A 23,046-nucleotide genomic window follows, 5' to 3' on the forward strand; every position below is an offset into this window, starting at 1 on the left:
CCATGTTTCAGAGCATCGACCCCGCGACCGGCACGCCCGGCGCCACCTTCGCCGAACTGACCGACGCCGAGATCGAGACGCGCGTCGCGCGTGCGCAACAGACCTTCGCCGAGTGGCGGCTGACTGATCTCGCGACGCGCAGCGCGCTGCTCGAGAAGATCGCCGAGGCGTTCGAGGCGGACAAGCGCCGCCTCGCCGAGATCGCGACGCGCGAGATGGGCAAGACGCTCAAATCGTCGCTGGCGGAGGTCGAGAAATGCGCCGCGGGCTTCCGCTACTACGCGCAGAACGGGCCCGCGATGCTCGAGCCGCGCCGCATCGCGGTGCCCGGCGGGACGGCGACGACGCACTTCCTTCCGATCGGCGCGGTGCTCGCGGTAATGCCGTGGAACTTCCCCTATTGGCAGGTCGTGCGCTTCGCCGCGCCGACGATCATGGCGGGCAACGTCGGGCTGTTGAAGCACGCGTCGATTTGCCAGGGCGTGGCCGCGGCGATCGAGGAAACGATCATCGCCGCCGGCGCGCCCGCCGGCCTGTTCCAGAACCTTGCGATCAAGAGCGGCAAGGTTGCCGCGCTGATCGCTGACGAGCGCATCGCGGCGGTGACGCTGACGGGCAGCGAGGAGGCGGGGTCGAAGGTCGCAGGCGCGGCGGGCGCGGCGCTCAAGAAGGTCGTGCTCGAGCTCGGCGGGTCCGATCCGTTCGTCGTCATGCCGTCGGCCGATCTCGATCTCGCCGCGAAGACCGCGGTCACCGCGCGGATCCAGAATACCGGCCAATCGTGCATCTGCGCCAAGCGCATGATCGTCCATGCCGACGTCTACGACGCGTTTCTCGAGCGCTTCTCCGCCGGAATGAAGGCAGTCGTCGCGGGCGATCCGATGGACGGCGCGAGCGACATGGGCCCGCTGTCGAGCGAGGAGCAGCGCCAGACGGTGGTCGATCAGCTCGCGCAGATCGAGGCGGCGGGTGGCCGGCTGTTGTTTGGCGGCGAAGCGCTGCCGGACAAGGGCGCATACATGTCCGCCGGCATCCTCGTCGACGTGCCGATCGACCATCCCGCGGCGCAGGAGGAATTGTTCGGCCCCGTCGCGATGGTGTTCAAGGCCGATGGCATCGATGCCGCGATCGCGCTTGCCAACGACGTGCCGTTCGGGCTCGGCGCGTCGGTATGGACAAACGACGCCGGCGAGCGCGATCGCTTCGCGCGCGACATCGCGTCGGGCATGATGGCGGTCAACAAGATGCTCGCCTCGACGCCCGAGGCGCCGTTCGGCGGGATCAAGCGATCGGGGCACGGCCGCGAGCTCGGCAGCCACGGGCTGCACGAGTTCATGAACCTGAAGACGGTGTTCGACTGACGTCAGCGCGTCAGTCGGCCCGCCGTCCACGTGACGAGGATCGACGCGCTAGCGAGCCCGAGATCGAGCGCGGCGCGAAAGCGCTCGGGCGCCACGTCGCCCGCGCGATGCGTCAAGATCTCGATATCGGCGCGCGGCGGGTTCGCCGCGGCGAGCGCGGTAAGCGACAGGACGCCGGCGGCGAAGGCGATCTGGCGGCGCTTGGTCATGTCGGCAGCGTAACGAAGGTGCGGTGCCCGTGCAATCGGGCTGCCCGGCAGGCGACCAGGAACGGTCAGGCAGCGATCGCAACGCGCGGCGCGGTGCGCGCCCGGTCGCGCCCCGCCGCCTTGGCGGTGAACAGCGCTTGATCGGCATCGCGGTACAGCCGTTTCCAGTCGCTTTCGTCCCCCACTTCGCCTTGACCGATGCCGAGCGATGCGGTGATGCGAACGTCGAACGGCATGCGTTCCGCGCGGACGGCGGCGAGCAGCGCTTCCGCAGCGATCGGCGCGGCCCCCGCCGCGAGCATGACGAATTCCTCGCCGCCGAGCCGCGCGACAAGCGCGCCGGGCGGCGCGGCGCGGCGCAGCACGCGCGCCATGATGCGCAGCACCTCGTCGCCGCCATCGTGGCCCAGCGTGTCGTTGACCGTCTTGAAATGATCGATGTCGACGATGGCGAGTTGCTGTTCGCCGGCGCGGCCGATCGCCTCGCGCAGGAACGCGCGCCGGTTCATCAGCCCGGTCAGCGGATCGTGATCGGCGAGCGCGAGCGCGGCCACCTCGCCCTCCAGCGCCGCGTCGCGCTCGCGGGCCAGTAGCCGGGTACGATAGGCGATCGCCAGGCTCGACAGCAGCGCCTCTGCCGCCATCGCCACGAGCGTCGAATTGTCGAGCAGGAAGCTCCACGGCAAGATACGGAAATTGCCTGCGACGCGCACCGCGGCGAGCAGGATCGGCAGCGCCCAGGCGTAGGCGAACAGCCGCAGGTAATCGCTCTTGCGGCGCCACGCCTGCCAGAGGATGGGCACGCTCACCGCGACGACGAGAAGGAAGCTGGCGGCGTAGAGCCGGTCTAGCAGCACGACGTTCCAGCTCGACGCGGCGACGAACAGGATCGCGCTGCCCATGATGATCGCCGAGGCGCTGCCGATCAGCGTGCCGACCCAGCCGCGGAACACGCGCTCTTCGAAGAAGGTGCGGGCAAAGGCGAGTGCGGCGGCGGCGGAAGCGGCGAGCGACAGGTAATTGAGTTCGAGCCGGGTATTGTTGGCATGGCCCGGGAAGGCCCAGGCGAACGCCCCCGATGACGAGAAGGCATAGCAGCCGAGCATCGCGAGCATCGTGCAATAGGCGAGCTGGAAGCGATGCCGCTGCGCCGCCCATAGCGCCAGATTATACACCAGCAGCGACAGGCACAGCCCGCCAAACGCCCCGTACAGCGCGGCGAATAGCAGATTGGAGGACCGGCTCTGCGCCGGCGTGGCGAGCCGTACGCCGAGAACGATGCCGCGCAGGTTGGCGGCCCCCTCCACCCGCCACAGCAGCCGGACGAGCGGCGCCTCGCGCGTTTCGAGCGCGAGTTCGGGGATCGCGCCGAGCTGGATCGTATCCGCCAACGCGCGGCCGTCGAGCCGGCGCCGCACGACGTGGCCGTCGCCATATATCGCCCATATCGTCACCGCCTGCTGCCACAGGCTGGTCATCCGCAGTACGTGCTCGCCGCGGACCGCGATCGGGGCGGAGCGCGCCCAGTAATCGCCCGGCCCGAAATCGGTCTGCAGCGTCGTGCAATCGTAACGACCCGTCGCGCGCAGCATCGCGGACGGCGTATCACCAGGCTGGACGCGCGCGACGCAGGTCGCGACGGGCGCGCCGACGAGGCCGGTCTGGGCTGACGCCGGCGCCGCCACCATCAACATGCCCACCACGATCGCCACCAGCGACCAGAACCAGCCTCGATCATGCCCCCGCATGGCAATCGCCTAGGGTGGCGGGTGCGAAGATTGCGTAAACGTACCGCCTGCGTCACGAAACGTGCGTCAGCGGCGGGACTGACGCTATTCCTGTGTCACGCCCTGCGCTGCGGCGGGTGCTGCGGCACTGCGATAGCGATCGAACCAGGCAAGGATAGCGCTCGCCTTCGCCGCCGACTGCGACGGGCGGCTGGTAAAGCCACCGTGGCTCGCGCCCGGTACCTTGACGAGCGCGGTGGGCACATTCGCGATCTGCAGCGCGGCGTAATATTGCTCGCTCTCCGACACCGGGGTGCGATAATCCTCGCTGCCGACGACGACGAGCGTCGGCGTCTTGACGTTGCCGACGAGGCTGAGCGGCGAGCGGTTCCAGTAGCTCATCGGATCCTCCCACGGCAGCTTCGAAAACCAATAGCGCGACGTGAACAGCGTATTGTCCATCGTCAGCGCCTCGCTGATCCAGTTGATCACCGGTTTCTGCGTCGCCGCCGCCTTGAACCGGTTGGTCTTGCCGACGATCCACGCCGTCAGCACGCCCCCGCCCGACCCGCCGGTGACGAACAGGTTGTTCGGATCGGCGACCCCTTCCGCGATCGTCGCGTCGACCGCCGCCATCAGGTCGTCATAGTCGGCGCTGGGATAGTTCTTGTCGATCAGATTGGCGAATTCGGCGCCGTAGGAGGTGGAGCCGCGCGGGTTGGTCCACAGGACGGCGTAGCCGCCCGCGGCGTAGAGCTGCACGTCGGTTGCGAAGCTCGGGCCGTAGGCGGAGTGCGGGCCGCCGTGAATCTCGAGGATCAGCGGCACGCGCGTCCCCGGCTGCCACCCCGGCGGGGTTGCGAGCCACGCGTCGATCGGCCGCCCGTCGGGCGCGGTGACCGCCACCTTGCGCACCGGCGCCATCGCCTTCGACGCGGCCATCACCGCGTTGAGCTGCGTCAGCCGCCGCGCCTTGCCGCCGCTCCACACCCACACGTCCGCCGGCGCCGACGCGTCGCCGCCGGTATAGGCGATCGTGCCGCCGCGCGAGATGGAGAAGTCGCCGCCGGTATACGGCCGGTCGAGCCCGCCGCCGGCAAGGTTGTCGACCAGCATGTTGACGCGCCCGTCGGTCCCGATCCGCACGAGCTTGCGCTGGCCCTTGTCGTCATAGGCGGCGTACAAAGATCGCCCGTCCGCCGCCCAGTGCGCGTCCTCGATCGACCGGTCGAGCGCGGCGGTCAGCGACCGCGGCGCGTTCGCCTCGGCATCGCCGACGTAGAGTTCGGCATTGGTATAGGCGCGGCGCTTGTCGTCGAAGCCGATCCACGCGATGCGGCTGCCGTCGTCGGAGAAGCGCGCATTGCCGTCTGGCCCGTCGCGGCTCGTCAGCGTGCGCATCGTGCCACTGTCCGCGTCGACGGCGATCACCTCCGAATTCATCACCTGCCGCTCGGCATCCTCGCCGCGGATCGCCGAGAACAGGATCGTCCGCCCGTCGCGGCTCCATGACAGCGGGCCGCCGTCGTCGAACTTGCCGAACGTCAGCTGCCGCGCCCCGCCGCCGTCCGCGGCGACGACAAACAGATGGTCGTAGCCGGGCTTGCGATAGCCGGGCCCGTCGTTGCGATAGGTGACGCGGTCGATCACCTCGAGCGGCTCGGCCCATTTCGCGCCTTCGGGCTTCGCCGGCGCCTTGCCCAGCGTCGTCGCCTGTCCCGATACCGTCGCGACATAGGCGAGGCGGCGCCCGTCGGGCGACCACGCCAGGCTGTTGGGATCACTCGGCAGCCCCGTCACGCGCGCACTCGCGCCGCTCGAGATCCAGCGCACGAACAGTTGCGATCGCTCGCCGTCGGACGCGACATAGGCGATGCGCGTACCGTCGGGCGACCAGCGCGGGCTCGATCCGTTGGCCGAGAACGGCGTCTGCCGGCCACTCGCGACGTCGATAAGCCACAACGAGGACTGCATCCGATCGGTCATCACGTCGCCCGATCGACGGACGTAGACGATCGTGCGCCCGTCGGGGCTGATCTGCGGATCGGCGGCGATCGCCAGGCCGAACAGGTCGTTGCCGGTGAAGCCGCGCACCGGGCCGTCGACCGGCGCGGCGTTGGGCTGCTGTTGCGCCAGCGTTGGCGTGGCGACGGCGGTACAGGCGAGAAGCAGGGCAAGACGACGCATCGACATGTCTCCGGGAAGGATGCGCGCGACTGAAGCCGCATTGCCGCGCCCGCGCAAGCACCACCAGCTTGCGCGAAGGCAAGCGCTCGCTTGCAGCGCCCTGGCGGTACGGCTAGAGATTTGCGAATGCTTTGCAACAGCAGCGTCCGATGAGCAGAGGCGTGATCCGCGGCTGGTTCCTTGTGCACAAATGGTCGAGCCTCGTGTCGACCGTGTTCCTGCTGATGCTGTGCGTGACCGGCCTCCCGCTGATCTTCCACGACGAGATCGACGCGCTGGCCGAGCGCGGCGGCCGCACCGTCTCCGCGACGCCGTCGTCGGGTGTCAGCCCCGCGCTTCAGTCGCTCGACGCGATCCTCGCGCGTGCGCTCGCCGCAAAGCCGGGCGACGTGCCGCTGTTCATGGCCTTCTCGAACGACGATGCCACCACCACCGTCACCACCGGCGCGCGCCCCGACGTGCCGGCGGAGGCGATGACGCTGCACCTGTTCGATCGCGTCACCGGGCAGCCGATCGGCGCCACCCCGGCGGAGGGCGAGGGCGTGATGGCGTTCCTGTTGCGGCTGCATACCGACATGCTGATGGGGCTGCCGGGCATGTTCTTCCTCGGCGCAATGGGCGCGCTGTTCGTCGTCGCGCTCGCCTCGGGCGCGGTCCTCTACGCGCCGTTCATGCGCAAGCTCGATTTCGGCACGCTGCGCACGCGTCGCAGCCGCCGCGTGGCGTGGCTCGATCATCACAATCTGCTCGGTATCGTCGCGCTCGCGTGGATGGCGGTGGTCGGGCTCACCGGGATCGTCAACGCGTTCGTCACGCCGATCACCAAGATGTGGCAGGCGGGCGAGCTCGCCGAGATGACGCAAGCCTATGCCGGCCGTGCGGCGCTGCCGCCGGCGCGCTACGGCTCGCTCGACCGCGCGATGGCGGCGGCGCGCCGCGCGGTGCCCGGCATGAACTCGCAGTTCATCGCCTTTCCCGGCGGCGCGTTCAGCAGCCGGCATCATTATGCGATCTTCTTCCAAGGCGCGACGCCGCTGACCGAGCGGCTGCTCACTACCGCGCTGGTCGATGCCAAGACGGGGCAACTGACCGATCAACGCCCGATGCCGTGGTATTTCAGGGCGCTGATGCTCTCGCGACCGCTGCATTTCGGTGACTATGGCGGGCTGCCGATGAAGCTGCTGTGGGCACTGCTCGACGTGTTCACGATCGTCGTGCTGGGTTCGGGCGTCTACCTCTGGCTCGGCCGCCGCCGCGCGCCGACCGATGTGCTGGTGCGCGAGATCGCGCGTGGCGCGCGCCCGTTCGCAGGCGTAGCGGCGATGCCCGCCGAATGATGCACCGCGATCGTCGGCCCGCGCTGGTCCGCGCCACCTGGCCGATCCCGATCCTAATTGCGCTCGCAACGATCGCCGGCCTCATCGCGGCGCTCGCTGGCGATGGGTGGCACGATCTGCCCGCGTGGCTCGCGCTCGCCGCGCCGCTCGTCGCGCTGGCGTGGGCGCGTCGCGGGCGCCGCTGATAGGAAAAAGGGCGCCGGTCTTGCGACCGACGCCCTTTCATGACGATGGTGTCGTTGCTTACTCGGCGACCACCTTGGCCTTGCCGCCCTTGCGCTTCGGCTTCTTGGGTGCCGCGCCGACGATCTCGAACGTCAGCGCATTGTCCCTGAGCTTCACGACCACCTCGCCGCCATGGACGAGCTTGCCGAACAGCAGCTCTTCCGCCAGCGGCTGCTTGATCTTCTCCTGGATCAGGCGGCCCATCGGGCGCGCGCCGTAGAGCTTGTCATAGCCCTTGGCGGTGAGCCACTGGCGCGCATCGTCGTCGAGCTTGATGTGGACGTCGCGGTCGGCGAGCTGCAGCTCGAGCTGGAGAATGAACTTGTCCACCACGCGCGCGACCACTTCGGTCGGCAGGTAGCTGAACGGCACGATCGCATCGAGACGGTTGCGGAACTCGGGCGTGAACAGCTTCTGCACCGCCTGCTCATCCTCGCCCTCGCGGGAGAGGTTGCCGAAGCCAAGCGTCTCGCGCGCCATGTCGCTCGCGCCCGCATTGGTCGTCATGATCAGGATGACGTTGCGGAAATCGACCGTCTTGCCGTGCTGATCGGTCAGGCGCCCGTTGTCCATCACCTGCAAGAGGATGTTGAACAGGTCGGGATGCGCCTTCTCGATCTCGTCGAGCAGGAGCACGCAATGCGGGTTCTGGTCGACCGCGTCGGTCAGGAGCCCGCCCTGGTCGAACCCGACATAGCCCGGCGGGGCACCGATAAGCCGGCTGACCGAATGGCGCTCCATATACTCCGACATGTCGAACCGCTGAAGCGGGATACCCATGATCGTGGCGAGCTGCTTGGCAACTTCCGTCTTGCCGACGCCGGTCGGCCCGGTGAACAGATAGTTGCCGATCGGCTTCTCGGGATCGCGCAGCCCCGCACGGCTCAGCTTGATCGCGGAAGCCAGGTTTTCGATCGCCTTGTTCTGGCCGAACACGACGCGCTTCAGATCGGTCTCGAGATGCTCGAGCACGCGCTTGTCGTCGGTCGATACGCTCTTCGGCGGGATGCGCGCCATCGTCGCGATCACCTGTTCGATCTCCTTGGGGGTGATCGTCTTCTTGCGCTTGTTGGGCGCTACCAGCATCTGCATCGCGCCGACCTCGTCGATCACGTCGATCGCCTTGTCCGGCAGCTTGCGGTCGTTGATGTAGCGCGCGCTGAGCTCCACCGCCGACTTGATCGCGTCGGGCGTGTATTTCACGTCATGGTGGCTCTCGAACGCCGAGCGCAGCCCGGCGAGGATCTTGATCGTGTCCTCGATCGTCGGCTCATTGACGTCGATCTTCTGGAACCGGCGCAACAGCGCGCGATCCTTCTCGAAGTGGTTGCGGAACTCCTTGTAGGTGGTCGACCCGATGCAGCGGATCGTGCCGCCCGACAGTGCGGGCTTGAGGAGGTTGGACGCGTCCATCGCGCCGCCGCTCGTCGCGCCGGCGCCGATCACCGTGTGGATCTCGTCGATAAACAGCACCGCGTGCGGCAGCTTCTCGAGCTCGTTGACGACCTGCTTCAGCCGCTCCTCGAAATCGCCGCGATAGCGCGTGCCGGCAAGCAGCGCGCCCATGTCGAGCGAGTAGATCACCGCGGGCTTGAGCACGTCGGGCACGTCGCCCTCCACGATCTTGCGCGCGAGCCCTTCGGCGATCGCGGTCTTGCCGACGCCGGGATCGCCCACATAGAGCGGGTTGTTCTTCGACCGGCGGCACAGGATCTGGATCGTGCGATCGACCTCCGGCCCGCGGCCGATCAGCGGATCGACCTTGCCGTTCTTCGCCTTCTCGTTGAGATCGACGGTGAACTGCTTCAGCGCGCTCTCGCCCTTCGCCTTGTCGGCAGGCTTCTTCTCTTCCTTGTCCTCAGCGCCTTTGGGCCCGGCGGACGCTTCGGGCGCGGACACGCCCTTGCCGACGCCGTGGCTGATGAAGCTGACGGCATCGAGCCGGCTCATGTCCTGCTGCTGCAGGAAATAGACGGCGTAGCTCTCGCGTTCGGAGAAGAGCGCGACGAGGACGTTGGCGCCCGTCACCTCGTCGCGGCCCGACGACTGGACGTGCAGGATCGCGCGCTGGACGACGCGCTGGAAGCCGCTGGTGGGTGAGGGGTCGGTCTGCTGATCGACCTTCAGCGCACCGAGCTCGGTATCGAGATAGTGCGCGACGGTATTCTTGAGCTCGCCGAGATCGACGCCGCACGCCGTCATCACCTGGCTCGCATGCTCGTCGTCGACGAGCGCGAAGAGCAGGTGCTCAAGCGTTGCATATTCGTGGCGCCGCGAAGACGCTGCCTCGAGCGCCTTGTGCAGCGTAGTCTCGAGAGCGCTGGCAAAGGATGGCATTCAGGATACTCCAGGCGGGCCGTGGACAGGTGTCCGGCCCTTGGACGCAATGTCGTGATTGGCGGGCACGGCATCAAGCGCCCAAGAAAACGCACGATGACGAGCGGTGATCCGCTGCGGTCGTACGGTGGCGATCACGCGGGCGCCCGCCGCATCATCTGGCCCGTCGCTCGGCGGCAGGGCTGATGGCGGGGGCCAGGATCATCGCTTGAACAGCGCGTCCGCGCTGGCGCGGTGGTCGACGGCGAAGGCGATCTTGGCGCGCGATCGCGCGATCTCGCCCTCCAGCGCCGCGATCCGCGCCTCTAGTTCGGCGACCGAGAGGCGATCGAGGTCCTCGCGCAGCAGCGCGGCCAGGGGATCGTCGGGCCGGGACCCAAGGATATCATCCAGATCCATGTGATGCATCGTTGACCGCTGCAGGTGCGAAGTCAATAAGGCGCGCGCCGAACGGCTGGAAGGGAAACCGGCAGGCGGCAAGGGGACGGCGATGCACGAGATACCGAAGACGATGCTGGCGATCGATCCAGCGGCGCCGGGCGAACCCGAGGTGCTGGTGCCCGTCGAGCGCGCGGTGCCCGTGCCCGGCCCCGGCGAGGTGCTCGTCCGCGTCGCCGCCGCGGGGGTCAACCGGCCCGACGTGCTCCAGCGCAAGGGCGGCTATCCGCCGCCGCCGGGTGCGCCGTCGATCCTCGGGCTCGAATTCGCCGGCCAGGTCGTCGCGGTGGGCGACGACGTCGGCAAGGAGATGATCGGCCAGAACGTCTGCGCGCTCGTCGCCGGCGGCGCCTATGCGCACTATGCCGTCGCGCCCGCCGGCCAGTGCCTGCCCGTGCCCGCCGGCCTGTCGATGGCGGAAGCGGCGGCGATCCCCGAGACGCTGTTCACCGTGTGGACCAACCTGTTCGAGCGCGCCTTTGCGGTGGAGGGCGATACCGTGCTCGTCCACGGTGGCACCAGCGGCATTGGCACGATGGCGATCGCGCTCGCCAACATCTTCGGGCTGACGATCATCGTCACCGCCGGTTCGGACGAGAAATGCGCGGCGGCCATGGCGCTCGGCGCCGATCACGCGATCAACTACAAAACCGAGGATTTCGTCGCACGCGTCGCCGAGATCACGGGGGGCAAGGGCTGCGCTGCGGTGCTCGATATGGTCGGCGGCGACTATGTCGCGCGCAACCTCAAATGCCTCGCCGACGATGGCCGCCACGTGTCGATCGCGGTACAGGGCGGCGCGATGGCGACGATCCCGGTGTTCGAGGTGATGCGCCGCCGGCTGACGCTGACTGGCTCGACGCTGCGCGCGCGCGATCTTGGCTTCAAGTCGATGGTCGCCGACGAACTCGCGCGCACTGTCTGGCCGCATGTCGAGGCGGGCAAGCTCAAGCCGGTGATGGACAAGGCGTTCCCGCTGGCGGAGGCGGCTGCCGCCCATGCCCGGATGGAGGCCGGCGACCACGTCGGCAAGATCGTGCTGACGATGCAGTAATCGCGGGCGGCGGGAGGCAGCGGCGGTGACCGAATATTCGCTTCACGAGGATCCCGCGTCGGGCAATTGCTACAAGATCCGCCTCGTCGCCGCGTATCTCGGTATCCCGCTCCAGCGCCGACGCTACGACATCCAACGCGGCGAGACGCGAACGCCGGCGTTTCTCACCGAAGTCAACGCCGGCGGGCGCATCCCGGTGCTCCAGATCGACGCGCGCTTCCTGCCTGAGAGCAACGCTGCGTGGGCCTATCTCGCGCACGGCAGCGCGCTGATCCCGATCGACCGCTTCGATCATGCGGACATGCTACGCTGGCTGTTCTGGGAACGACATAGCCACGAGTCTTATATCGCGACGCTGCGCTTCTGGCGGCACTATCTGGGCGAGGCGGCGCTAAGCCCCGCGCAGACGGCGCTGATGCCTGCCAAGCAGGCCGCTTGCGAAGCGGCGCTGGCACTGATCAGGGGCTATCTCACGACTCGCGACTGGCTCGCCGCGGACCGGCCGACGCTCGCCGATCTCGTGCTTTACGCCTACACGCATCTGGCGGGCGAGAGCGGGTTCGATCTCGCCGCCCGTCCCGCCGTGGCGCGCTGGCTCACCCGTGTCGCCGCCATGCCGGGCCACATCCGCTTCGACGACTGACGCCGAACCGTCACGCAATCGAGACCGCGGCGTCATCGCGCTGTGATCGCGGCGTCACACGCGCACGCTATTGCCCGCGGGCAGGGAGAGCCTGTCATGCCGAAGCCCGCCTCGCTCGCTACCATGTCCTTGGGTGACGTTGCCGACCTCGCCGATTTCGCCCAATCGCGCCCGCATCTGCCCGAGCGCATCGTCGAGCGCACGCGCTACCGCACGATCTGGATCAGCGATGTCCATCTCGGCACGCGCGGCTGCAATGCGGACATGCTGGTCGACTTCCTCGACCACGTCGACAGCGACACGATGTACCTCGTCGGCGACATCGTCGACGGATGGCGGCTGCGGCGCAAATTCTACTGGCCCGCCGCACACAACGACGTCGTGTGGCGGCTGCTGCGCCGCGCCGGCCGCGGCACGCGGATGATCTTCATTCCCGGCAATCACGACGAGGCGTTCCGCCAATACTGCGGGCTCGATTTCGGCGGCATCGCGATCCGCCGCAACGCGGTGCACGAGACGGCGGACGGCCGCCGCCTGCTCGTCCTGCACGGTGACGAATTCGACGCCATCACGCTTGCGCATCGCTGGCTCGCGCACGTCGGCGACCATGCCTATACGCTGCTGATGGCGGCCAACCGACTGGTCAACGCCGCGCGCCGACGGATGGGCATGCCCTATTGGTCGCTGAGCAAGCACGCCAAGGCGCGCGTCAAGAACGCCGTCGCCTTCATCTCGCGCTTCGAGGAGATCGTGGCGGAGGCGGCGGGCGCGCGGGGCGTCGATGGCGTCGTCTGCGGCCATATCCACACCGCCGAGATGCGCGAGATCGGCGGCGTTGCCTATTACAACGACGGCGACTGGGTGGAGAGCGCGACCGCGCTGGTCGAGCATCCCGACGGGCGGATGGAGATCCTCCACTGGGCCGACGTGATCGCCGGCCGCGATCGTTCCGCGCCGCTCGCGCTCGCGGCGTAACGCGATGCGTATAGCAATCGTCACCGACGCGTGGGCGCCGCAGGTCAACGGCGTCGTGCGTACGCTCGAATCGGTCATCGCCGAACTCGGCGTGCTCGGCCACGAGACGCTGGTGATCGCGCCCGACGCGTTCCGCTCGCTGCCGTGCCCGACATACCCTGAGATACGCCTCGCGATCGCCGGGCGTGCCGCGGTGGGGCGCCGGATCGCCGACTTCCGCGCGGAGGCGGTGCATATCGCTACCGAAGGACCGCTGGGGCTCGCCGCGCGGCGCTGGTGCCTCGATCGCCGCCGGCCGTTCACCACCGCCTATCACACGCAATTTCCCGATTACGTCGCCGCGCGCACCGGTACCGATCCCGAATGGGTGTGGCGCTTCATCCGTTGGTTCCACCAGCCGGCCGACGCCGTGCTCGTCTCGACGCCGACGATCCGGCGCGCGCTTGCCGCGCACGGCATCGCGCGCACCCGCCACTGGAGCCGCGGCGTTGCGCCTACCTTCGTGCCGCACGGCGAGGTAGACCCCGTGATCGCCGCGCTGCCCGGCCCGGTCATGCTCTACGTCGGCCGCGTCGCGGTGGAGAAGAACGTCGAGGCCTTTCTCGGTGCGCCGTGCACCGGCAGTAAGGTCGTCGTCGGCGACGGGCCCGCGCTCGCCGGGCTGCGGCAGCGCTTTCCCGGCGTTCACTTCCTCGGCGCGCGCTTCGGCGACCGCCTCGCCGCCTGCTACCGCGCGGCCGACGTGCTCGTCTTTCCCAGCCGCACCGATACTTTCGGGCTGGTGATGATCGAGGCGCTCGCCTGCGGCACGCCCGTCGCGGCCTATCCGGTGCCGGGCCCGCTCGACGTGCTGACGCCCCGCGTCGGCGCGATGGATGCCGATCTCGCCGCCGCGATCGCTGCCGCGCTGCCGCTCGATCGCGTCGCCTGTGCGCGCGAAGGCGCGCGCTACACGTGGCGGGCGAGCGCGCAGCAGTTCCTCGGCGCGCTCCACCCGATCGATCTGCCGCACGCCGCCTGACGCAAGGACGCTTGCCCTTGGCGAATGCGCGCATTAAGTCGCGGCAGGTTAAGCGGCCGCTCCGGTAAGGGGCGGCCCTATTTGTTTCTACCGAAAGGCTTTTCGCATGGCACAGCCGCTCATGCCCCACGCGACCGCGTCGTGGATGGTCGACAATACGTCGCTCACCTTCGAACAGATCGCCGAATTCTGCGGCCTCCACATCCTCGAGGTGCAGGCGATCGCCGATGATACCGCCGCGACCAAGCTCACCGGCCGCGATCCCGTGCGTACGCATGAGGTGACGCAGGAGGAGATCGACAAGGGCCAGGCCGATCCGAGCTATCGCCTGAAGATCACCAAGGGCCCCGAGCAGGTCCGCCGCACCAAGGGCCCGCGCTACACGCCGGTGTCGAAGCGGCAGGACAAGCCCGACGGCATCGCCTGGATCATCCGCAACCACCCGGAGATCTCCGATGGCGCGATCTCCAACCTGATCGGCACGACGCGCACGACGATCGCCGCGATTCGCGACCGCTCGCACTGGAACATCAGCAACATCACGCCGAAGGATCCGGTGACGCTCGGCCTCACCACGCAGCGCGAGCTTGACGCCGCGGTGTCGAAGGCTGCGAAGAACGCGGGCGTCGAGGCGCCGGTCGACACGCGTCTCGACGGCGATCGCGAGGCGCTGATCGAGCAGCTGCGCGCCGAGCGCGAGCAGGCGGCGCGCGATGCCGAGCTGGCGGGCGATGAGGGCGTCGCCCCCAAGCCGTTCTTCGACGATCCCTTTCGCCGCTGATCGGTCGCTGCACGACGGTTTCGGATCGGGCGTCGCACTGCCGGCGTTCGCCCGCCGAATTCGCTCGACGTAACGAATGTTATGCTGATACCCCCGCAGCATGGCGACGGCATATCAACGCACGCTGATCGGGGATGAGGGGCTGACGCCCACCAGCTGGGCCGGTCTGACCTTTCCGTTCGGCGATCGCGGCCCGCAGCCGGGCGAGTTGCTGACGGTGATGGACGGCGTGCGCTGGTGGCGCGTGCCGATGTCGGGCCCGCTCAAGCACGTCAACGGCCTGATCCTCGACGACGGCGACGCGCTGCTCGCGATCGATACCGGCACCGCCAGCCCGCGGACGACCGAGGCGTGGCGCGCGATCCTAGAAGGGCCGCTCGCCGGCCAGCGCGTCGGGCGCATCCTGTGCACGCACATGCACCCCGATCACGTCGGGCTCGCCGGCTGGCTGTCGCGCCGCTTCGACGATGCCGGGATCGTGATGACGCGTACCGAATGGCTGATGGTTCGCATGCTCGCCGCCGACGCGAGGCCCGAGGTGCCCGAGGAGCAGCTCGATTTCTGGCGCGGCGCTGGGTGGGACGAGGAGCAGGTCGCGCGCGGCGCGGGGCGCGGCTGGTCCAATTTCGGCAAGATGATCGCGCGCATGCCGCTCACCTACACGCGCATCCAGAACGGCGACGTGATGCGCATCGGCGGCAGCGACTGGCACGTCGTCACCGGCAACGGCCACAGCCCCGAACACGCCTGCCTCGTCGACTATGATCGCCGCGTGCTGATCGCGGGCGATCAGGTGCTGCCCAAGATCAGCTCCAACATCTCGGTTCACGTCAGCCAGACCAACGACGATCCGCTGGGCGACTGGCTCACCTCGATCGCCAAGTTCAAGACGCTGCCAGAGGATTTGCTCGTCCTCCCCGGCCACGGCGATCCCTTCTACGGCCTCCACACCCGGCTCGACGCGCTGCGCGACGAGCATATCGATCGGCTGGACGCGATCGTCGACCTGATGGGCGAGGGCCCGGTGCGCGCGGTGGATTGCTTCAAGGTGCTGTTCCGCCGCCCGATCGGCCCCGACGTGATCGGCATGGCGACGGGCGAATCGCTCGCCCACCTGTGCCGCCTCGAGGTCGAGGGCCGCGCAGTGCGCGAGGTAAAGGACGGCGTGTGGTGGTTCGGACGCGCCTGACGCCTCGCTGACGCTGCCGCCCCGGACAATGCCGGGGCGGGCGTTGGGTCGATCCGCCGCGCCTCAATGTCGGAAGTGGCGCATCCCGCTGAAAACCATTGCCAGCCCCGCCTCGTCGGCGGCCGCGATCACCTCGGCATCGCGGATCGAGCCGCCCGGCTGAATCACCGCCGTCGCACCCGCCTCGACCGCCGCCATCAGGCCGTCGGCGAACGGAAAGAACGCGTCCGAGGCGACCGCCGAGCCGATCGTGCGCGGCTGGCCCCAGCCCGCCTTGTCCGCCGCGTCCTTTGCCTTCCACGCCGCGATCCGCGCCGATTCGAGCCGATTCATCTGCCCCGCGCCGACGCCCGCGGTGCTACCGTCCTTGGCATAGACGATCGCGTTCGACTTGACGTGCTTCGCCACCGACCAGGCGAAGCGGCAGTCGGCCAGTTCCTGCGGCGTCGGCTGGCGCTTGGTCACCACCTTGAGCATGTCGTCCGACAGCACACCGCCATCGCGCGACTGGACCAGCCAGCCGCCGGCGATCGTCTTCGCGGTCAGCCCGCCGCGCGCCGGATCGGGTAGGCTGCCGGTAAGCAGCAGGCGCAGGTTCTTCTTCGCCGCGAACAGCGCGATCGCTTCCTCGTCGGCATCGGGCGCCACGACGACTTCGGTGAAGATGCCGGTGATCGCCCGCGCCGTTGCCGCGTCGAGCGTGCGGTTGAGCGCGATGATCCCGCCGAACGCCGACACGGTGTCGCACGCGAACGCCGCCTCATACGCTTCGGCGAGCGACGCGCCGGTCGCGACGCCGCACGGATTGGCATGCTTGACGATGACGCACGTCGGGCCCGCGTCGCGGAACTCGCTCACCAGCTCTAGCGCAGCATCGGCGTCGTTCAGGTTGTTGTACGACAGCTCCTTGCCCTGCACCTGTCGCGCCTGGCCGATCCCTGGCGTTGCAGGGCCCGCGTGCCGGTAGAAGGCCGCCTGTTGGTGCGGGTTCTCGCCGTAGCGCAGCACCCTCGGCGCCTCGAGCACGAAGGGCAGCGTCGCCGGGAAACGCTCGCCTTGGTCGGCGAAGCCGAACCAGCTCGCGATCATCGAATCGTACGTCGCGGTTGCGGCGAACGCCTTGGCGGCGAGCCGCTTGCGCTCGTCGAACGTCGTCTCGCCGCGCGCGACGATCTCATAGTCGGCGGGATCGGTGACGATCGCGACGAAAGCGTGGTTCTTCGCTGCCGAGCGCACCATGCTCGGCCCGCCGATGTCGATATTCTCGATCACCTCGGGCCGCTCGGCGCCCTTCGCCACCGTCTGCGCGAAGGGATAGAGGTTGACGACGACGAGGTCGATCGCGCCGATCTGATGTTCCCCCATTGCCGCGGCGTGTGCCGGATCGTCGCGCACCGCGAGCAGCCCGCCGTGCACCATCGGGTGCAGCGTCTTGACGCGCCCGTCCATCATCTCGGGGAAGCCGGTGAGATCGGATACGTCCCGCACCTCCAGCCCGGCGTCGCGCAGCGCCTTCGCGGTGCCCCCCGTCGACACCAGTTCGACCCCGCGCCCGGCGAGCGTTCGGGCGAGATCGACGACGCCGGTCTTGTCGGAAACGGAGAGCAGCGCGCGCTTGATGGCGATCGTGGTCATGGGCGATCCTGTTGCGGCCGCGCGCCCCGCCGGTCGATCGGCAGCCTTGCGCGCTCGGGTGGAAAGAACGCCGCGGCCTTTACCCGTCAGCGCGCGCGCTTCAAGGCCCAGCCGACTGTCGCGCCGCCCGCCTCGGCGCTGCCGGCGATGACGAGCTGCTGCGTCGCGATCGGCCGCCCCTCGCCATCGATCCACAGACTGTCCTCGACTGCCAGCATCCCGTCGCGCGTCCGGAACTGCCAGATCGCGCCGCCGGGGACGCGTAGCACCGCGCCGAGCCCGTCGGCGGTCGGCGACGCTTCGACGCCCTGGCCGAGATGGAAGCGGATCGCGAACGGCGTCGCGCCCGGCTTGCGCCGCTTGCCCTTGGGCAGCAGCACGTCGTCGCCGCGCACTTCCTTGCCGTCGCCCGTCAGCACCAGCTGGCGGCGGTGGACGAAGCCGTGACGGCGCACATAGCCGTCATGGCTCGCCTCGATCCGGCTCGCACCCTCCGATTCCTGCCGCACCAGTTCGACTTCGGCGACGCCGCGACCGAGCGTGCCATCGGCGTGGATCGCGGTGGAATTGGTGTCCGCCAGCGTCAATGTCGAATGCGCCGCGGTCGTGCGCAGCCCCTCGATCAGTTGCCTGGGCAGCCACGCATCGGCTGCGCGCGCGCCGCCGCAGTTGACGATGATGCGCGCGGGCCCGTCGGAGAGTTCGAACGCCAGCGTCGAGGCGCAGCCGCCGTCGACGACGCGCGCAACCGGCGGGGGTGCGGCGTCGACGATCAATACCACGCCTGCCGCCGCAAGCCGCTGATAGCCCCAGTCGCGGGCCTGGCGCAGCGGGCGCGTGCGGATGCCGCTCGCCGCGATCACTTGCGCCACGGTATCTGCCGGCACTGGGCCGCCTCCCTGCCAGCTCGCCAGCCCGCGATCGGCGTGGCAGCTGCCGAGCAGCGCGGGCACGATCCGCACCATCGCCTCGTGCGCGAAGTCGGGCAGCTCGAGCCGCCGCGCGGCATAGCTCTCGCGCAGCATGACGAGGAGGGCAAGGAGATCGAGCAGCGCTTCGGGGCAGCGGTTCACCACGCCGCCGTCGTCGTACAGCGCGCCGCCGATCGCGCGGCTCAGCCCCGCCTCACCGAATGCACGCCGCGGGTCGCCGCCGGGGATCAGCAGCCCGGCCGCGACGACGCCGCACCATGCCGCCACCCGCGCCGGCCCGGCCAGCGCCTTGTCCGCGCTGCGATCGATGTGCCGCGCGCCGCGCGCCAGCGCGTTCAGCACCTTGGAGCGGTAGATGAGGTCGGTCGACGACAGGATCAGCGGCGCGTGCGCGGTCCAGAACAGGATCCGCCGCCCCCACAGATCGGGCCGCCACGCCGCCGCCGTCACCTTTTCGCCATGCGCCGCCAGCCAGCGCTCCATCAGCGATTCGGCGACCGGCGATGCCTGGACTCGCGTCGCGACGCTCGACAAGTCGCGCAGCCAGGCGAAGCTGTGGAGATAGTCGGCGAACCCGGCGGACGGCGCGAGCGTGCGCAGGTCAAGCCCCTCGATCGCGTGGCTTTCGCCGCGGAACTGGATCCGCCCGGCGAGCAGCGCCTGCCCGCGCGCGACGTCGCCGAACAGCGGATCGTCGGGCACGGCGATCAGCTTCAGCGGATAGCGGCCCTTCAGCCTCAGCTCGTGGATCGGCGTGCGCCACGTCAGTCGGTGGAAGCGATCGGTGAGGCGTTCGGCGAGCGACAGGCCCTTGTCGCCGCCGACGCGCATCAGCCGCTTGCCCTCGTCGATCCCGTCGGGGCTGGTATCCTGGTCGGCTTCGCTCATCCGCCGCGCAGCGCGCGGATGTTGGCGGCATAGGCATCGGGGCCGCCGCGGAAGGTGGCGGTGCCGGCGACGAGCGCGTCCGCCCCCGCGGCAATCGCGCGGACGGCAGTGTCGGCGTCGATCCCGCCGTCGACCTCCAGATCGATGTCCCGCCCGCTCGCGTCGATCATCTTGCGGATCGCGGCGATCTTCTTGAGCTGCCCGTCGAGGAAGCTCTGCCCACCAAAGCCGGGGTTGACGCTCATCACCAGGACCAAATCGACCATGTCGATGAGGTAATCGAGCATCTTCGCCGGTGTGCCCGGGTTCAGGACGACGCCCGCGCGCAGGCCGAGCGACTTGATGTGCTGGATCGAGCGGTGAATGTGCGGCCCCGCCTCTGGATGGACGGTGATCGTGTTTGCGCCGGCCTCGGCGAAGGCGTCGAGATAGCGGTCGACCGGCGAGATCATCAGGTGGACGTCAAAGGGCTTCGCGGTGTGCGGGCGCAGCGCCTTCACCACCGCCGGGCCGATCGTGATGTTGGGCACGAAATGCCCGTCCATCACGTCGATATGGATCCAGTCCGCCCCCGCCGCGTCGATCGCGCGCACTTCCTCGCCCAGCTTGGCGAAATCGGCGGACAGGATGGACGGGGCGATGCGGACGGGCTTCATGGTCGCCTGCGTTAACAAGCGTTGCCGTCAGGCGGAAGCGCGCACGAGCCGGACGACGAAAAAGCCGTCGCACCCGCCTTCAGCCGCGAGCGTGCCGGGCAGCGTGCGCAAATAGCCGCGGTCGTGCGCGGCGAACCCCGCAGGCAGCTCGCCCGTAGCCGGCGGATCGACGCGGTAATCGGGATGATCGGCGAGGAAGCGCGTGAGCTGATCCTCGCCCTCGGCGCGCTCGAGCGAGCAGGTGGCGTAGACCAGTCGGCCGCCCGGCCGCACCCACTCGGCTGCCCGCGCGAGCAGCTGTGCCTGCAACGCCGCCATGTCGGCGACGATCGCGGCGTGCGCGCGGTACAGCACGTCGGGGTGGCGGCGAAAGATGCCCGTCGCGCTGCACGGCGCGTCGATCAGCAGCGCGTCGACCGGGACGGGCGGCGCCCAGTGCAGCGCGTCGGCGATGACGACCTTGGCCGGCAAACCGGTGCGCGCCAGATTCTCGTGCAGCCGCGCCGCGCGCGCGGGCGACACCTCGAGCGCCGTCACGTTCCAGCCGGCGGCGGCGAGTTGCATCGTCTTGCCGCCGGGCGCGGCGCACAGATCGATCACCTCGCCGGCCCCACGCCCGAGCAGCCGCGCCGGCAGCGACGCCGCGACGTCCTGCACCCACCATTTGCCCTCGGCGTAGCCGGGCAGCCGCGCCACCGGGCCGGCGTCCACCAGCCGGCGCTGATCGGGGGCGAGCGCCAGCCCGTCGGGCGCGAGCGCGTCGGGATCGGCGAGCGTCAGATCGAGCGGGGGCGGGGCGGCGATCGCTGCTGCCGCCGCTGCAACCGCTGCTTCCCCCCATGCCGCGCGCCACCGCTCCGCCACCGCCGGCGGCAGGGTCGGCACGTCCGGCAGCGTTGCGCCGCCACGTGTCAGCGATCCGAACACGCCGTGAACCAGCTTGCGCGGGCCGCCGTCGACCAAAGGCAGCACCGTCGCGATCGCGGCGTGAGGCGGGGTGCCGAGCGCCAGCGCCTGGACGAGCGCGATGCGCAGTGCGGTGCGCGCCTTGGCGTCGTCCGGCAGCCGCTGCCGGGTCGCGCTGTCGATCACCGCGTCGAGATCGGGCAGGCGGCGCAGCGCCTCCGCGGCGATCGCGTGCGCCAGGCCGCGGTCGTTCGCCTCGGCGAGGTCGCGCGTCGCGGCGGGCAGCGCAGCTTCCAGCGGATCGCCGCGGCGCAGCACCGCGTCGAGCAGTCGCATCGCCGCGCGGCGTGCCGCGGTGCCCGGCGGATCGGCGGGACGACGGTTGGGTGCAGCGGGGCGGGGAGGGCGGGGGTTGGCGGGGGCAGGCATCGGCCCCATGTGGCGGGTGAACGCCGCAACCGGAAGAGCCGATGTCGAAGCGCCCTGCCCATGTGAAGCCGCCGGCCTATCTCACCCCCAATACGCCGGTACCCAAGCCCGAGCCAGTGAAGCGGCCCGAGCACGATCCGCTCGGCCGCGATCCCGTCCGCTACGGCGATTGGGAGAAGAAGGGCATCGCGATCGATTTCTAATCTAAATCAAGACGCCCCCGGAACGATCGCGACGGGCGGGCGTCTTTGCGCGATGCCACGCTTTCTCGCCGATGGCCGCATCCGCATCGCGGTGGCCATCGTGGCGTGCCTGCTGATCGCGCTGCCGATGCTGCTCGCCGCCTTTCCCTACGGCGTATTGAAGGGCGTGATCGAGGATCGACTGAGCGAGCGGTTCGGTCGCCCCGTCACGATCGGCCGGATGGAGCGGGTCGACCGCTTCGGCTTCTCTCCCGTCATCGCGCTTAGCGACGTGCGCGTGCCCGGGCCGGCGTGGACCGGCAAGACCGATCTGGCGCGCGTTGCGACGATGCGGATCGGCTTCGGCGTGCTCTCGCTCCTCAAGGGCGATCTCGCGCTGCACGACGTGACGATCACGGGTGCGCGGCTCCACTTGATCCGTACCGCCGACGGGCGCGAGAACTGGCGCGGCAGCGAGCGGCGCGGCGGCGCAGGCGGCGGCAATCTCAACGCGCTCGAGGTGCGCGATTCGCGGCTGGTGTACGAGGATGCGAAACAGCGTCGCAGCTTCGATCTCGCGTTCGTCTCCGATGCCGCGCGCGGGCTTCGGCTGGCGGGCAGCGGCAAGGTGCGGGGCACCCCCGTCAGCCTCGCGATCCGCACGCCGGCGATCTCCGACCGGCGCGTCATCCCGTGGCCGTTCGACGCGCGGCTCGCTGGGCAGGGGCTGAAGATGCACGCGACGGGGTCGATGGCCGCCCCGCTCGACACCGACGACATGACGCTCGACGTCACCGCCGAGGCGGCGGACTTGAAGCTGATCGATGCGATCATCGAGGCCGGGCTGTTCCGTACCCAGCCGGTCGTCCTCTCCGCGCATGTCCGCCGCCAGCCCGGCCGCTGGCTGATCGACCGGCTCGACGGGCGGATCGGCCGCTCCGATCTGTCGGGTCGTCTCACCGTCGACAAGACCGGTGAGCGTACGAAGATCGAAGGCACGTTCGCGTCGCGTCTGCTCGATTTCGCCGATTTCAGCTCGGACGAGGGCCTTGCACGTGGCGCCGCGAAGGAGCGTGCGATCGGCCCGCGCGTCGTGCCCGACACCAAGCTCAACCTCGCCAAGCTCGGGCCGACCGACGGGCGCATCGCCTTTCGCGTCGCGCGGATCGTCAGCCGCGACGGACCGTCGTCGCTGACGGCGATGCGCGGCACGCTGACGCTCGACCGGCGGCGGCTGACAATCAGCCCGTTGACGATCGCGATGCGCAAGGGGCGGATCACCGGCGACGTGCTGGTCGATCAGCGTGACGGCGCGCCCGAGCCGCGCGTCCGGCTCGATCTGCGGCTCGCCGACAGTAGCATCGCTGCGCTTGGCGGCGGCGGCGGCTCGGTCACTGGCAGGGTCGACGGGCGCGCGCTGCTCAACGGGCGCGGCAGCACACTGCGCGAGGTCGTCGGCCGGTCGGACGGACGGATCGGCCTTGTCGCGCGCGACGGCGCGCTGCCGGCGGAGATCGCCGCCGCGCTCGGCTTCGACGCCGGCCGCGCGTTGCTCGCCGGTCACGATGATCGCGCCACGCTGCGCTGCGTCGTCGTCGGCCTCGCGATGCGCGACGGCACGGGCCGCGCGCAGACGTTCGTCGTCGATACCTCGCAGAGCCGGCTCGATGGCAGCGGCACGATCACCTTCCCCGGCGAAGTGCTCGCGATCCGGCTGACGGGGGCGCCCAAGCGGAACGCCATCCTTCGCCTGCCGGGATCGGCCACGATGACGGGGACGATCAGCGAGCCTGATATCGTCGTGCCGCGCGAGGTGAAATCGGCCGGCAACATCTTCAAGGCGATCGGCCGTGCAATTACCGGGCATCAGGGGCCGGTCGCCACCGACGCCGACTGCGGGGCGCTTGCCACACGCGTGCTTCGCTAAACACCGG

General features: G+C 69.5%; 20 protein-coding genes. 11 read left to right on the top strand and 9 right to left on the bottom strand.

Features of this window, described 5'->3' with window-relative positions; genetic code table 11:
* The first annotated feature begins 2 nt into the window (after nt 1–2).
* A complete protein-coding gene (locus tag F1C10_RS13610) occupies nt 3–1,361 on the top strand; it encodes an NAD-dependent succinate-semialdehyde dehydrogenase (protein WP_185206957.1) in 1,359 nt (452 codons plus the stop codon).
* Nucleotides 1,362–1,363: 2 nt separating this feature from the next.
* Here the strand turns inward: F1C10_RS13610 and F1C10_RS13615 are convergent, their stop codons facing one another.
* The 3 genes from F1C10_RS13615 to F1C10_RS13625 form a co-directional block, all read right to left on the bottom strand.
* Nucleotides 1,364–1,570: a hypothetical protein gene (locus F1C10_RS13615; RefSeq protein WP_185206959.1), complete on the bottom strand. Its 207-nt coding sequence runs from the start codon at nt 1,568–1,570 to the stop codon at nt 1,364–1,366.
* A 65-nt stretch (nt 1,571–1,635) separates the two neighbouring features.
* Nucleotides 1,636–3,318: a diguanylate cyclase gene (locus F1C10_RS13620; RefSeq protein ID WP_185206961.1), complete on the bottom strand. Its 1,683-nt coding sequence runs from the start codon at nt 3,316–3,318 to the stop codon at nt 1,636–1,638.
* An 84-nt stretch (nt 3,319–3,402) separates the two neighbouring features.
* Complete coding sequence (locus F1C10_RS13625; RefSeq protein WP_185206963.1) at nt 3,403–5,490, bottom strand: S9 family peptidase; 2,088 nt, start codon at nt 5,488–5,490, stop codon at nt 3,403–3,405.
* Between the two features lie 143 nt (nt 5,491–5,633).
* On the opposite strand from F1C10_RS13625, the gene F1C10_RS13630 reads away from it, so the two are divergent.
* Together F1C10_RS13630 and F1C10_RS13635 are read left to right on the top strand one after the other, a co-directional pair.
* Nucleotides 5,634–6,821: a PepSY domain-containing protein gene (locus F1C10_RS13630; protein ID WP_185206965.1), complete on the top strand. Its 1,188-nt coding sequence runs from the start codon at nt 5,634–5,636 to the stop codon at nt 6,819–6,821.
* Nucleotides 6,821–7,006 (top strand): hypothetical protein, encoded by a 186-nt coding sequence (locus tag F1C10_RS13635; RefSeq protein WP_185206967.1) that lies wholly within the window; start codon nt 6,821–6,823, stop codon nt 7,004–7,006. Before F1C10_RS13630 ends, F1C10_RS13635 begins: the two co-directional genes overlap by 1 nt.
* Before the next feature lie 58 nt (nt 7,007–7,064).
* Here the strand turns inward: F1C10_RS13635 and clpA are convergent, their stop codons facing one another.
* Both clpA and F1C10_RS13645 read right to left on the bottom strand, forming a co-directional pair.
* Nucleotides 7,065–9,383 (bottom strand): ATP-dependent Clp protease ATP-binding subunit ClpA, encoded by a 2,319-nt coding sequence (clpA, locus tag F1C10_RS13640; protein ID WP_185206969.1) that lies wholly within the window; start codon nt 9,381–9,383, stop codon nt 7,065–7,067.
* Between the two features lie 201 nt (nt 9,384–9,584).
* Nucleotides 9,585–9,782, bottom strand: coding sequence for a DUF1192 domain-containing protein (locus tag F1C10_RS13645; RefSeq protein ID WP_185206971.1), 198 nt, complete (start codon nt 9,780–9,782; stop codon nt 9,585–9,587).
* Between the two features lie 91 nt (nt 9,783–9,873).
* On the opposite strand from F1C10_RS13645, the gene F1C10_RS13650 reads away from it, so the two are divergent.
* The 6 genes from F1C10_RS13650 to F1C10_RS13675 all read left to right on the top strand — a co-directional run bounded on the left by F1C10_RS13650 (nt 9,874) and on the right by F1C10_RS13675 (nt 15,484).
* Entirely contained in the window at nt 9,874–10,875 is a 1,002-nt protein-coding gene (locus tag F1C10_RS13650) for an NAD(P)H-quinone oxidoreductase (RefSeq protein WP_185206973.1), read from the top strand.
* Nucleotides 10,876–10,900: 25 nt separating this feature from the next.
* Nucleotides 10,901–11,518 (top strand): glutathione S-transferase family protein, encoded by a 618-nt coding sequence (locus F1C10_RS13655; RefSeq protein ID WP_185206975.1) that lies wholly within the window; start codon nt 10,901–10,903, stop codon nt 11,516–11,518.
* A 123-nt stretch (nt 11,519–11,641) separates the two neighbouring features.
* Nucleotides 11,642–12,493, top strand: a complete 852-nt coding sequence (locus tag F1C10_RS13660) for a UDP-2,3-diacylglucosamine diphosphatase (protein ID WP_185210253.1) — start codon at nt 11,642–11,644, stop codon at nt 12,491–12,493.
* A gap of 4 nt (nt 12,494–12,497) precedes the next feature.
* Entirely contained in the window at nt 12,498–13,514 is a 1,017-nt protein-coding gene (locus F1C10_RS13665) for a glycosyltransferase family 1 protein (RefSeq protein ID WP_185206977.1), read from the top strand.
* A gap of 106 nt (nt 13,515–13,620) precedes the next feature.
* Entirely contained in the window at nt 13,621–14,295 is a 675-nt protein-coding gene (locus tag F1C10_RS13670) for a DUF1013 domain-containing protein (RefSeq protein WP_185206979.1), read from the top strand.
* Between the two features lie 100 nt (nt 14,296–14,395).
* Nucleotides 14,396–15,484 (top strand): MBL fold metallo-hydrolase, encoded by a 1,089-nt coding sequence (locus F1C10_RS13675; protein WP_185206981.1) that lies wholly within the window; start codon nt 14,396–14,398, stop codon nt 15,482–15,484.
* Nucleotides 15,485–15,547: 63 nt separating this feature from the next.
* Here F1C10_RS13675 and purH read toward each other — a convergent pair whose 3' ends face one another.
* The 4 genes from purH to F1C10_RS13695 all read right to left on the bottom strand — a co-directional run bounded on the left by purH (nt 15,548) and on the right by F1C10_RS13695 (nt 20,930).
* Nucleotides 15,548–17,119, bottom strand: a complete 1,572-nt coding sequence (gene purH, locus F1C10_RS13680) for a bifunctional phosphoribosylaminoimidazolecarboxamide formyltransferase/IMP cyclohydrolase (protein WP_185206983.1) — start codon at nt 17,117–17,119, stop codon at nt 15,548–15,550.
* An 86-nt stretch (nt 17,120–17,205) separates the two neighbouring features.
* Nucleotides 17,206–18,939, bottom strand: a complete 1,734-nt coding sequence (locus tag F1C10_RS13685; RefSeq protein ID WP_185206985.1) for a heparinase II/III family protein — start codon at nt 18,937–18,939, stop codon at nt 17,206–17,208.
* Nucleotides 18,936–19,595, bottom strand: coding sequence for a ribulose-phosphate 3-epimerase (rpe, locus tag F1C10_RS13690; protein WP_185206987.1), 660 nt, complete (start codon nt 19,593–19,595; stop codon nt 18,936–18,938). The genes F1C10_RS13685 and rpe overlap by 4 nt, the downstream gene beginning before the upstream one ends.
* A gap of 27 nt (nt 19,596–19,622) precedes the next feature.
* Complete coding sequence (locus F1C10_RS13695) at nt 19,623–20,930, bottom strand: RsmB/NOP family class I SAM-dependent RNA methyltransferase (RefSeq protein ID WP_185206989.1); 1,308 nt, start codon at nt 20,928–20,930, stop codon at nt 19,623–19,625.
* Between the two features lie 41 nt (nt 20,931–20,971).
* On the opposite strand from F1C10_RS13695, the gene F1C10_RS13700 reads away from it, so the two are divergent.
* Nucleotides 20,972–21,133 (top strand): DUF1674 domain-containing protein, encoded by a 162-nt coding sequence (locus F1C10_RS13700; protein WP_185206991.1) that lies wholly within the window; start codon nt 20,972–20,974, stop codon nt 21,131–21,133.
* 52 nt (nt 21,134–21,185) lie between these two features.
* Nucleotides 21,186–23,039: an AsmA family protein gene (locus tag F1C10_RS13705; RefSeq protein ID WP_258042930.1), complete on the top strand. Its 1,854-nt coding sequence runs from the start codon at nt 21,186–21,188 to the stop codon at nt 23,037–23,039.
* Nucleotides 23,040–23,046: the final 7 nt, after the last annotated feature.

It is taken from the genome of Sphingomonas sp. NBWT7 (genome assembly GCF_014217605.1).
In the GTDB taxonomy this organism is placed as follows: domain Bacteria; phylum Pseudomonadota; class Alphaproteobacteria; order Sphingomonadales; family Sphingomonadaceae; genus Sphingomonas.